Raw genomic sequence first — 12,344 nt, forward strand, 5'->3', positions numbered from 1 at the left:
CCCATGACCCCATCCCGCGACATTTCCCGCCTGATCGAGATCATGGCTGCGCTGCGCACGCCGGTGACCGGCTGCCCCTGGGACCTCGTGCAGAATTTCGAGACCATCGCGCCCTACACGATCGAGGAGGCCTATGAGGTTGCGGATGCGATCACGCGCGGCGATCTCGACGATTTGCGCGAGGAGCTCGGCGACCTGCTGTTGCAGGTGGTCTATCACGCCAGGATGGCCGAGGAGCAGAACGCGTTCGCGTTCGGCGATGTGGTCGAGGCGATCACCAGGAAGATGATCCGCCGTCATCCGCACGTCTTCGCCGACAAGGACGGCAATATCCAGCCGGCCGGCGTCAAGAGCGCCTGGGAACGGATCAAGGCCGAGGAGAAGGCCGAGCGCGCCGCGCGGCGGCCGCCCGAAGAGACTGCGCACAAATCGCTGCTGGCGAGCGTGAAGGCGGGCCTGCCTGCCCTGACGCGCGCGATGGAGCTGCAGCGCAAGGCGTCCACCGTCGGCTTCGACTGGAACGACCCGCGCGCGGTGCTCGCCAAGATCCGCGAGGAGGCCGACGAGATCGAGGCCGCGCTCGACCGCAACGACAAGGCGGAGATCGCGGAGGAAACCGGCGACCTGATGTTCGCGCTGGTCAACCTCGCCCGCCACGTCGACGCCGATCCGGAAGCGGCGCTGCGTGCGACCAACGCCAAGTTCGAGCGGCGCTTTGCCTATATCGAGAAGGCGCTGGCGGCGCAGGGGCGTTCGCTGGAGGGGGCATCGCTGGAGGAGATGGACGCGTTGTGGAATGAAGCCAAAACCGCCGTCGTCCCGGCGAACGCCGGGACCCATACCGCGTGATCTAACGGATAGTCGACGGTATCAATCCCACGCATCGCCAGAGATTCAGCGAGGCGAGCAAGATGCAGAACTTCCGCTGCACTCAACAACGATGGCCGGTGGTCATGGGTCCCTGCTTTCGCATTGCTTTCGCAGGGACGACACCGAGGTTGAGGGCGCAGGCTCAGCCTACAACAGCGTCCCGCGCAGGATCACCGCGGCGACGCCGAAATAGATCACGAGGCCGGTGACGTCGACCAGTGTCGCGACGAATGGCGCGGAGGCGCTGGCCGGGTCGAAGCCGATGCGTTTGAGGATGAAGGGCAGCATCGAGCCGCACAGCGATCCGAAGGTGACGATGCCGATCAGTGCGGTGCCGACGGTCGCTGCGACGAGCACCCAATGCGGGCCGTAGTCGAACAGGCCGAGCGTCTGCCAGAGCGTGATCCTGACGACGCCGATCAGGCCGAGAATGGCGCCGAGCACGATGCCTGTCGGCAATTCCCGCACGGCGACACGCCACCAGTCGCGCAGCCGCACCTCGTGCAGTGCCAGCGAACGGATCAACAGCGAGGTTGCCTGGGAGCCGGAATTGCCGCCCGAGCTCATGATCAACGGGATGAAGAGCGTCAGGACGATCGCCTTCTCGAGCTCACTCTGGTACGACTGCATTGCGGTCGCGGTCAGCATTTCCGACAGGAACAGTGCGCACAGCCAGCCGGCGCGCTTCTTGATCATCTCGCCGAAACCGATCCGCAAATACGGCTCGTCGATCGCTTCCATGCCGCCGAACTTCTGGGCGTCCTCGGTCGATTCCTCGACGATGGCGTCGATGACGTCGTCGACCGTGACGATGCCGAGGATATGGCCGGGGCCGTCGACGACGGCGACGGCGAGCAGGTCGTAGCGCGAGATCAGCCGCGCCGCCTCCATGCGGTCGGCCTCCGGCGAGATCATCAGCGGCTTCCGCGCCGGCGCCGCGGTCAGCACATTGGCGTGCGGATCGCCCGAGATCAGGCGGCGCAGCGGCACGGCCTGGATCAGCGTCTTCTTGACCGGGTCGATCACGAAGATCGAGTAGACGGTCTCGCGGGTGCGCTCGACCATCCGGATGTGATGCAGGACCTCGGCGATGGTCCAGCTCGAGGGCACGCTGACGAACTCGGTCGTCATGATGCTGCCGGCGCTGCGCTCGGGATAGGCCAATAGCCCCGAGATGACGTTGCGGGTCTCCGGATTGAGCCCGTTCAGCAGCGTGGTGCGCAGCGGCTCGACCAGCTCCTTGAAGATATCGGCGGCACGGTCGTCGGAGACGCCCGACAGCAGCGAGACCGCGGTATCCTTCGGCAGCTCGGCCAGGATCTCGCAGGTGTTGTCGAGTCCGGGCAGGTCAAGCACCTCGATCGCCTTCTCGGCCGGCAGCGATCGCAGCAGCTTCGCGGCATCCGCGGGCTCCCGGGCATTGAGCGCCTCGACGATTTCGGGCGCCCGCTCCTGGGCAAGATCACCGCTCTGGCCGGCGAGCGTCTCTTTCGTGATGGTTTCGCTGGTGTCCTGCATCGATCCGCCTCGGCTTTGCGTTCTGCAGCGCAATGAACCAAGGCGGCGCGGATTTCAAACAGAAAGTGCGACGCCGCGTCGCAGGCGCATCAGCGCCCGCAACGTCACGGCATCGTTATATTTCGGAAGATTGCACGGCCCGTATTCGAGGGCTTACGCCTCGTAGGGGACGGCGGCGAACCGGCTCATCACGATGTCGCGCTTGGTCTCGTCGACGCGCACCGTCATGTCGAAGCGCTCGCCATGCAGCTCCTTGTTCAGAACCTCGGCATTGCGGTGCAGCCAGCTGATGCCGGCGCCATCGGAGGCGTCGATCGAAAGATTGAGCGTCGAGCGCTTGGCCGCGAGGCGATCCTCGATCGCGGCGAGCAGCGCATCGATCCCCTCGCCTGTTGCGGCCGAAACCAGGAAGCATGGCCGCTCCGGCGGGCGGCGCGCGGCGATATTGCGCAAATTGTCCCGCTCCTCGGGATCGAAGCGGTCGATCTTGTTCCAGACCTCGATGATGCGCTGGCCACCGTCGGCATCGGGATCGATGCCGAGCTGGCGCAACACCGCCTCGACGTCGCGCTCCTGCGCCTCCGCGTCCTCATGGGAGATGTCGCGGACATGCAGGATGATGTCGGCTTCCAGCACCTCTTCCAGCGTGGCGCGGAACGCGGCCACCAGCTGGGTCGGCAAATTGGAGATGAAGCCGACCGTGTCCGACAGCATCGCCTTGCCGCCATGCGGCAGGTTGAGCGCGCGCAGGGTCGGGTCGAGCGTCGCAAACAGCATGTCCGCGGCCTGCACGTCGGCGCGGGTCAGGCGGTTGAACAGCGTCGATTTGCCGGCATTGGTGTAGCCGACCAGCGCCACCACGCGATACGGCACGCGCTGGCGGCCAGCGCGATGCAGCCGCCGCGTCGCCTGCACCTTCTTCAACTCGCCTTCGAGCTTGGTGATGCGCTCGCTGATCAGGCGGCGGTCGGCCTCGATCTGGGTTTCGCCGGGGCCACCCATGAAGCCGAAGCCGCCACGCTGGCGCTCGAGATGGGTCCAGGACCGCACCAGACGGCTGCGCTGATAGTTGAGATGGGCGAGCTCGACCTGCAGCGCGCCTTCCTTGGTCTTGGCGCGGCGGCCGAAGATTTCCAGGATCAGGCCGGTGCGGTCGAGCACCTTGGTGCTCCAGGCCTTCTCGAGATTGCGCTGCTGGATCGGCGACAGCGCGCAATCCATCACCACGAGCTCGACCTGGTTGCTGGCGACGAGCCCGTTGATCTCCTCGACCTTGCCCTTGCCGAGGTAAGTCGCGGGCCGGATCTGGCTGATCGGCGCGATCACGGAGTCCACCACCGTGAGGTCGATCGCACCGGCGAGGCCGGCGGCTTCCTCGATCCGCGCTTCATAGTCGCGGACAGAGGAATCCGTTTGCGCATCGCCGTCGCCACGGCGCGTGCGCAGGTACGGGCCGATGACGATCACCCGCCCGGTGCTGCCGTCCCCCGCCGACCGGGCACGGTCGGCGCCCCCTTCACGATTGAAGGGTTCCAATCAGTTCACTCTCAAGCCGGTGCGTCCTCACCACCTTCGAACAACTGAATCGGAGCTCCGGGCATGATGGTCGAGATCGCGTGCTTGTAGACCAGCTGCGAGTGACCATCGCGCCGCAGCAGCAAGCAGAAATTGTCGAACCATGTGACAATGCCCTGCAGCTTTACTCCGTTGACCAGAAATATCGTCAGTGGCGTCTTGGTTTTACGAACGTGATTAAGGAAGGTGTCTTGTAGATTTTGTGCGCGGTCTGCCGCCATTGTTTTTGTCCCGCAAGCTTGTGCTTCTTTTTATTGAACCGGTTGTTGCTCTCTGACGGAGCCTCCTCCGGCTGCCCACCTGCCACGAGATCCCCCTCCGGCAGGCATAGCGGTAGGATTAGAGGCTACGCGCGGTTTTTAGGCAAGCCAGTTCGCGGTGCAGTCGGTAGGAACACGGTGGCAATTCTAAGAAAGTGCGAGGAAAGAGACGAATATTCTCGTGGAGAGTGGATAAATCCCCGGTTGTACCGGCCCCGCCCTCGCCCCGCCGATTGATCCAAACCGCCCCGAGAGCCGCCTGTCGGCTCCCCGGCGGGTGACCGCCGGGGCTTCGCTTCGAGCCGCCAGCGGACTGCCGGCCTGCCGCGCCGGGGTCAGCCGACCCCGAGCGCCTTCAGCTTGCGATGCAGCGCCGAGCGCTCCATGCCGACGAACTCCGCGGTGCGCGAGATATTGCCGGAGAAGCGGCTGATCTGGGCGATCAGATAGTCGCGCTCGAACACCTCGCGCGCCTCGCGCAACGGCAGGCCCATGATGTGCTCGCCATTGTTGGAGGTCGGCATCGCCGGCACCATCGAGCCGACGTCCTGCGGCAGCATGTCGGCGGTGATGATCGCCTCCGGACCGCCGCCGGCCAAGATCATCACGCGCTCGACATTGTTGCGGAGCTGGCGGACGTTGCCCGGCCAGACGTGCGACTGCAGGACCGCCATCGCGTCCTGCCCGATCTGCCGCTTCGGCAGGCCGGTGGCGGCCGAGATCTGGTCCATGAAATAGTCGATCAGCTCGGGGATGTCCTCGCGTCGCTCCGACAGCGGCGGCACCCGGATCGGCACCACCGAGAGGCGATGATAGAGGTCCTCGCGGAAGCGGCCTGCGGCGATCTCCTCCTCGAGATTGCGCGCGGTCGAGGAGATGATGCGGACGTCGACATGGACTTTGCCGGTGCCGCCCTGGCGCTGGAAGGTCTGATCGACCAGCACGCGCAGAATCTTGTTCTGGGTCTCGCGCGGCATGTCCGCGATCTCGTCGATGAACAGCGTGCCGCCATGCGCCTCCTCGAGCGCGCCGGCCTTGCGCTGCTGCTCGCCGTTCGATCCCTCGATGCCGAACAGCTCGATCTCCATGCGCTCCGGCGTGATCGCGGCCGCATTGATCACCACGAACGGCCCCTCGGCGCGCCCGGAGGCATGGTGCAGCGTGCGCGCGGCAAGCTCCTTGCCGGCGCCGGAGGGACCGACGATCAGGATGCGGCTGTTGGCCTTGGCGGCGCGGTCGATGGTCTGGCGCAGCTGGTTCATGCAGGCCGAGCGGCCGGTCAGGACGCTCGCCGCCGGAGCCAGCTGCTTGAGCTCCTTCACCTCGCGCTTGAGCCGCGAGGTTTCCAGCGCCCGGGTCGCGACCAGGATCAGCCGGTCCGACTTGAACGGCTTCTCGATGAAGTCGTAGGCACCGCGCTTGATCGCGGCGACCGCGGTCTCGATGTTGCCGTGGCCCGAGATCATCACGACGGGCAGATCGGCATTGTCCTTCTTGATCTGCTCGAGCAGCTGCAGGCCGTCGAGCTTGGAGCCCTGCAGCCAGATGTCGAGGAAGACCAGATTGGGCCGGCGATTGGCGATCTCGGCGAGCGCCGAGTCGCTGTCGCGCGCGGTGCGCGTGGAAAAGCCCTCATCGTCCAGAATACCCGCAACGAGGTCGCGAATGTCAGCTTCGTCGTCGACAATCAGAATGTCACTTGCCATGGGTTACACCTGCCTTGTCAGTCGCTCGTCGCGGCTTTGAATTTTGGCTTTTGCGCATTTGGCTCTTGATTGTTTGGCCCCTGATCAGCGGGATCTCGGATAGGTTCTTGGATTGGTTCTTGGGTCGGTTCTTGGATTTTTGGTTCATTGTTGGTCGCTTGCGCCGGGCCGTTGGTCGGCTCCTCCGGCGGATTTTTTTCACTTTCCGGTTCGGCCTTGTCCGGTTTGACGTCCGGTTTTTGGTCCTTGCTTTCGGGCTTGTTCTCCGGCTTGGCCGCGTGTCCCGTGACGGCAAAGCGCAGCCGCATCCAGGCACCGCGCTGGCCGTCGCGGAAATCGGAGGCATCCTTGAGCTCGATGCGGCCGCCATGGTCCTCCAGAACGCGGCCGACGATCGCCAGGCCGAGGCCGGTGCCCTTCGCCCGGGTCGTGACATAGGGCTCGAGCAGGCGCGCGCGGGCGACCTTGGGCAGGCCGATGCCGTTGTCGACCACGTCGATCAGGATGTCGTCGTTCTCGCGCTGCGCCACGACGTCGATGCGGCCCTTGCCGAGTTCCTCGCGCGGCACCTGCTCGATCGCCTCGGTGGCGTTCTTGATGATGTTGGTCAGCGCCTGCGAGATCAGCCGGCGGTCGAACTGCGCGGGCAGCGGCGACTGCTTGATGTCGGCCTCGATGTCGAGATCGGGATGCGCGACCTTCATCAGGAACACCGCCTGGCGCACCACGTCGGCGACGTCCTCCCCTTCCATCACCGGCTTCGGCATCCGCGCAAAGCGCGAGAACTCGTCGACCATCCGCCTGATGTCGTCGACCTGGCGCACGATGGTATCGGTGCACTGCTCGAAGATCGACTTGTCCTTCTCCTCGGTGATGGTCTTGCCGAACTTGCGGCGGATGCGCTCGGCGGAGAGCTGGATCGGGGTCAGCGGGTTCTTGATCTCGTGGGCGATGCGGCGGGCGACGTCGCCCCAGGCCGAGGTGCGCTGCGCCGACACCAGCTCGGTTATGTCGTCGAGTGTGATGATGTAGCTGTCGCGCGACTGGCTGGTCTGCTCGGCCGAGACGCGGACCGACAGATTGCGCTCATGGCCGTCGCGCAGGATCGTGACCTGCCCCTGCACCAGGCGCTGCGTTCCCTCGCGCGCGGTTTTCATCATCTCGTCGAGCTCGGGCAGCACGTCCGAGAGCGGATGGCCGAGCGTCTCCGATTCGGCGTGCCCGATCAGCTTCTCCGCCGAGCGGTTGAGGACGCCGATGGTGCCTGAGGCGTCGACCCCGATGATGCCGGCAGAGGCCGACGACAGCACCGCTTCGATGAAGCGGCGGCGGCTGTCGATGGTCTCGCTGGCGTCGACCAGCTCGTTGCGCTGGGTGCGCAGCTCCTGGGTCATCTTGTTGAAGATTTCGCCGAGCAGCGCGAGGTCGCTTTCCGACTTGTTGACCGGCACCTGGACATTGAGATTGCCGGTCGAGACCTCGCTCGCCGCACCCATCAGCTGGCGGATCGGCGACACCAGCCCGTTGGCGAAGTTCAGCCCGATCAGCACCGAGGCCATCAGGATGGTCAGCGCGATCACCGCGAACATCAGCGCGAACGCGACCTGGATGCCGAGCCTGCGGGTCTCGAGCTGGGCATATTCGGCCGCGCTGGTCTGGGTCTGCTTGAGCTGGGCAACCACCGCCGGATCGAGCAGCCGCGCCACATACAGGAACATGTCGTCATAGGCCCGCAGGCGGACCACGGAGGCGACGTAGTTTTCCGGAAAGACCGAGATCTTCGGCTCGGTCTCGTTGATGTCCTTCAGGATGTCGGGCGGCGGCGCCTCGTAGTTCAGGCGAACGCCGGTCTCGGCGCTGGCGACGATCTTGCCGTCCTTGTCCATCAGCACCGCGACCGGAAGATTGCGCGACTCGGCGCCGGCCGTCATCAGCTGCAGGAACGTCATGCGATCCTGGTCGTAGAGCGGCCGGGCATGGGCGAGGTCATTGGCCATCGCCAGCGTGTCGCCGTTGATGAGCTGGGCGTGCTCCTGCATGTAGGCACTGGCGATGGTCAGCGAATTCTGGATCACCTGCTTGGTGGGACCCGAGAACAGCCGGTCGAGGCCGCGCTCGATGGTGACGTTGGCGACGATCGACACCAGCACGGCGGGCAGCACCGCGATCACCGAGAACAGGCCGACAATCTGCACATGCAGCCGCGCCGCGGCCCGGCCGCGCCGCCTCGCCTGCACCATCTGCCAGACTTCCCGGACGATGATGCCGACCAGCAGCAGGATGGTGCCGGCATTGATCATCAGGAAGGAGCGGACCACCTCGGACGTGGGCTCGATCGGGGTCAGCCCGGTCAGCACCACGAAGGTCAGGAAGGCGGACAGCAGCGCGATGGCCACGGCAAACGGCGCCAGCCAGCGCCGCAGCGGGAAGCCCCGCGCCTCTGCATTGGGCTCGGCCGACGGGGCGCGTAATGTTGAAGCGGTGGTCTCTGCGCTGGTCATACCGGCAATTGAGCTGAGAGCGATCGCCCGCGGGAATTGCGAACTGATGCAATCATATCACAATGTTGCCGAATTGCGACATTTCCGCGGCGCAAACCCCTGGTGCGGCGCCGTGTCCCCAAAACCATTTGTGACTACTCAATAACGGTAGCGAGCTTGAAGCGAGGCTCGCGCCCCGCCCTGGCAGCCCTAGCCGCCGCTCCGGTAGACCTGGATGTCGAGGTCGCGGATCTTCTTGCGCAGCGTATTGCGGTTCAACCCGAGCAGGTCGGCGGCCCGGATCTGGTTGCCGCGGGTCGCCGCCAGCGCGGCGGTCAGCAGCGGGATCTCGATCTCCTTGAGGATACGGTGGTAGAGGCCCGGCGGCGGCACGCCGTTCGGGAAGCCGGAGAAGTGCGAGGACAGATAGGCCTCGACCGCGCCGCCGAGATTGTCGACGCCGACGGTCGCCGTGCTGCCCGAGGTGACCGCCGGCGGCGCCAGCTCGCCGTCGATGACGGAAGACGTGATGACGTCCTGCGGATAGAGCGCGGCGAGCCGCCGGGCGAGGTTTTCCAGCTCGCGGACGTTGCCCGGCCAGCGGTGCTGCTTGAGCCGCTCGAGCGCCTGGGCGTCGAGCTTCTTCGGCGGCAGGCCGTCCTTCTCGGCGAGCGAGAAGAAGTGCCGGATCAGGTCGGGCAGATCCTCGATGCGCTCGCGCAGCGGCGGCAGCCGCAGCGGCACCACGTTGAGGCGGAAGAACAGGTCCTCGCGGAACAGGCCCTGCTGGATCAGGATGCGCAGGTCCTTGTTGGAGGCGGCGACGATGCGGACGTCGGTCTTGATTGGGGTGCGGCCGCCCACCGTGGTGTATTCGCCCTGCTGCAGCACGCGGAGCAGCCGGGTCTGCGCCTCCATCGGCATGTCGCCGATCTCGTCGAGGAACAGCGTGCCGCCCTCGGCCTGCTCGAAGCGGCCGGAGGCGCGGGTGTTGGCGCCGGTGAATGCGCCGCGCTCATGGCCGAACAGCTCCGATTCGATCAGGTCGCGCGGGATCGCCGCCATGTTGACCGCGACGAACGGGCCGTTGCGGCGCCGCCCGTAGTCGTGCAGCGCGCGCGCGACCAGCTCCTTGCCGGTGCCGGATTCGCCCGAGATCATCACGGTGAGGTCGGTCTGCATCAACCTCGCCAGCACGCGGTAGATTTCCTGCATCGCCGGCGAGCGGCCAACCAGCGGGATCGAGTCGAACTCGCCGTCGTCGGCGGGACTGGAGACCCGCTCCTTCGGCTCGGCCAGCGCGCGGCCGACGATGGTGATCAGCTCCTTCAGGTCGAACGGCTTCGGCAGATATTCGTAGGCGCCGCGCTCGGAGGCGCGGATCGCGGTCATGAACGTGTTCTGCGCGCTCATCACGATGACCGGCAAATTCGGCCGCATCTTCTTGATCCGCGGCAAGAGATCGAATGCGTTCTCGTCGGGCATCACGACGTCGGTGATGACAAGATCGCCCTCGCCTTGGCTGACCCAGCGCCACAGCGTGGCGGCGTTGCCGGTGAGGCGAACCTCATAGCCGGCGCGCGACAGCGCCTGGTTCAGGACGGTCCGGATGGCGGTGTCGTCGTCAGCGACAAGTATGCTACCTGCAGGCATTGGTGTTCCTCATCGTGCATCCTGAGAGGCAGGCGAGGACGTACCCGGAACGTCATCGCGGTTGCTTTGGTCGAGTTGCTTGGCGGCGCTGTACATCGGCATCAGTACGCGGAAAGTGGTTTTGCGCGGCTGCGACTCGCATTCGATGATGCCGCCGTGATCGCCGACGATCTTGGCGACCAGCGCGAGGCCGAGCCCGCTGCCGGTCTGCTTGGTGGTGACGAAGGGATCGAACAGGTTCGGCAGCAGGTCTTCCGGCACGCCAGAGCCGTTGTCCTTGACGCAGAATTCCAGCGGCAGCGAGACCCGCGATTTCTTGCCGGGCAGCGACAGCCGCACGCCTGGCCGGAACGCAGTGGTGAGCTGGATCTCGGCATCGGTGCCGAGATCGGCCACCGCTTCGGCCGCGTTCTTCACGAGGTTGAGGAACACCTGGATCAGCTGGTCCTGGTTGGCCAGCACCGGCGGCAACGACGGATCGTAGTCCTCGATGAAGCGGACATTGCGGGCAAAGCCGGACTGCGCCAGGCGCTTCACATGATCGAGCACGGAATGGATGTTGACCGGACCGCGCGCCACCGGGCGGTCGTCGCCGAACACCTCCATGCGGTCGACCAGCGTCACGATGCGGTCCGCCTCGTCGCAGATCAGTCGTGTCAGCAGCCGGTCCTCGGAGGACGCCTGCTGCTCCAAAAGCTGCGCCGCGCCGCGGATGCCCGACAGCGGGTTCTTGATCTCGTGGGCGAGCATCGCCGCCAGCGCGATCACCGAGCGCGCCGCGCTGCGATGGGTGAGCTGGCGATCCATCTTGTCGGCGATGGTACGCTCCTGCAGCATCACCACGATATGCCCGGGCCGCTCGGTCAGCGGCGCGACGTGCAGATCGACCTGGCGATCGCCGCCGATCCGCGGCGTGCCGAGATCGACCTTGTATTCGTTGACCGGCGAGCCGCTCGTCCGCACCTGCTCGATCAGCGCCAGCAGCGGGCTGCCGAACGGCACCAGTTCCTTCAGCGACTGCCGGCGCAGGAACTGGGTCGATATCTCGAAGAATGATTCGGCTGCGATATTGGCGTCGACGATCCGCCCGTCGGGTGCGACCAGCAGCACCGGATTGGGCAGCGCATTGAGGATGGCCTCCCCGTCAGTCGGCACCGGCCGGCGGAATTCCATGGCTGACGTCATGCGGCAGCACTCCAGGCAAAATCGTCGTAGGCGTCGGCGAGCGAGCGATGCACGCTGGACGGCTCTTCCGCGGTCAGGATCGCCTGCCGCCAGGTCTTCAAGGTCGCGGCCGGCGCGCAGCTATAGGCCGCAGCAGCCTCCAGCGCCCAGCCCAGATGCTTGCGTGCATGCTTGAGCCCGATGCGCAGGCCATAGTGGCTGCAAACCTCGTCATAGAGCGCGCGAACGTGCTTGAGCTGCTCGGCGAGCGACGGCGCGGCCTCGGCGATCCCGGTCTCGAGGCGACGGCCGATCTGTCCCGGCAGCCAGGGCTGCCCCTGCGCGCCGCGGCCGATCATGACGGCGTCGGCGCCCGACATCTCGAGCGCACTGACAGCCTTGTCGAACGAGGTGATATCGCCGTTGACCACGACCGGGACGGTGACGGCGTCCTTGACCGCGCGCACCGCGTTCCAGTTCGCCTCGCCCTTGTAGAACTGGCAGCGGGTCCGGCCATGCACGGTGATCATCTGCACGCCGGCGGCCTCGGCGCGGCGCGCCAGTTCCGGTGCATTGAGCGAGCGGTCATCCCAGCCGAGCCGCATCTTCAGCGTGACCGGCACCCTGACCGCCGACAGCGTCGCCTCGATCAGCGTGACCGCGTGGTCGAGGTCGCGCATCAGGGCCGAGCCGGACTGGCCCCCGGTCACGTGGCGGGCCGGACAGCCCATGTTGATGTCGATGACGTCGGCGCCGGCGCCTTCGGCGATCCGTGCGCCCTCCGCCATCCAGTGGGTCTCGCAGCCCGCCAGCTGGACCACATGCGGCCCGACCCCGGCTGCCTCGCAACGCAGCTTCGACATCGGCTTGCCGTTCACCAGATCGTTGCTGGCGGTCATCTCGGAGACCACCAGGCCGGCGCCCAAAGTGGCAACGAGTCGCCGGAAGGGCGCATCGGTGATGCCGGACATGGGCGCGAGGAGAACCCGGTTGGCGACAGCAATATCGCCGATCTTCAATGGGTTACGAGGAGTACTTTGCACGCCGGTCACAGCCGTCTCGTCGTTCTGTCAGCCACGCCATTGCAGCTGACGTCGCCTATTCTGCGCACAATTCTT

General features: G+C 65.9%; 9 protein-coding genes. 1 reads left to right on the top strand and 8 read right to left on the bottom strand.

Going from position 1 to position 12,344, the window contains the following annotated elements:
* The first annotated feature begins 3 nt into the window (after positions 1-3).
* Positions 4-849, top strand: coding sequence for a nucleoside triphosphate pyrophosphohydrolase (gene mazG / locus ACVMIH_RS07120; protein WP_057016581.1), 846 nt, complete (start codon positions 4-6; stop codon positions 847-849).
* A gap of 168 nt (positions 850-1,017) precedes the next feature.
* On the opposite strand, the gene mgtE is transcribed toward mazG, so the two are convergent.
* The 8 genes from mgtE to dusB form a co-directional block, all read right to left on the bottom strand.
* A complete protein-coding gene (mgtE, locus tag ACVMIH_RS07125) occupies positions 1,018-2,388 on the bottom strand; it encodes a magnesium transporter (RefSeq protein ID WP_057016580.1) in 1,371 nt (456 codons plus the stop codon).
* Between the two features lie 153 nt (positions 2,389-2,541).
* Positions 2,542-3,924, bottom strand: a complete 1,383-nt coding sequence (gene hflX / locus ACVMIH_RS07130) for a GTPase HflX (RefSeq protein WP_253623863.1) — start codon at positions 3,922-3,924, stop codon at positions 2,542-2,544.
* An 11-nt stretch (positions 3,925-3,935) separates the two neighbouring features.
* Entirely contained in the window at positions 3,936-4,184 is a 249-nt protein-coding gene (gene hfq, locus ACVMIH_RS07135; protein WP_006020546.1) for an RNA chaperone Hfq, read from the bottom strand.
* Between the two features lie 374 nt (positions 4,185-4,558).
* Entirely contained in the window at positions 4,559-5,929 is a 1,371-nt protein-coding gene (gene ntrX, locus ACVMIH_RS07140) for a nitrogen assimilation response regulator NtrX (protein ID WP_028331957.1), read from the bottom strand.
* 17 nt (positions 5,930-5,946) lie between these two features.
* Positions 5,947-8,430 carry a sensor histidine kinase NtrY-like gene (locus tag ACVMIH_RS07145; protein WP_229191860.1) on the bottom strand — a complete coding sequence of 828 codons (2,484 nt, stop codon included), beginning with the start codon at positions 8,428-8,430 and terminating at the stop codon, positions 5,947-5,949.
* Between the two features lie 189 nt (positions 8,431-8,619).
* Positions 8,620-10,062 (bottom strand): nitrogen regulation protein NR(I), encoded by a 1,443-nt coding sequence (ntrC, locus tag ACVMIH_RS07150; protein WP_050419700.1) that lies wholly within the window; start codon positions 10,060-10,062, stop codon positions 8,620-8,622.
* A gap of 9 nt (positions 10,063-10,071) precedes the next feature.
* The gene (locus ACVMIH_RS07155; protein ID WP_057016577.1) at positions 10,072-11,247 is read right to left on the bottom strand and encodes a two-component system sensor histidine kinase NtrB; all 1,176 of its coding nucleotides are present in this window, start codon (positions 11,245-11,247) and stop codon (positions 10,072-10,074) included.
* Positions 11,244-12,245: a tRNA dihydrouridine synthase DusB gene (gene dusB / locus ACVMIH_RS07160; RefSeq protein ID WP_456785647.1), complete on the bottom strand. Its 1,002-nt coding sequence runs from the start codon at positions 12,243-12,245 to the stop codon at positions 11,244-11,246. The genes ACVMIH_RS07155 and dusB overlap by 4 nt, the downstream gene beginning before the upstream one ends.
* Positions 12,246-12,344 lie beyond the last annotated feature (99 nt).

It is taken from the genome of Bradyrhizobium sp. USDA 4503, from assembly GCF_054055815.1.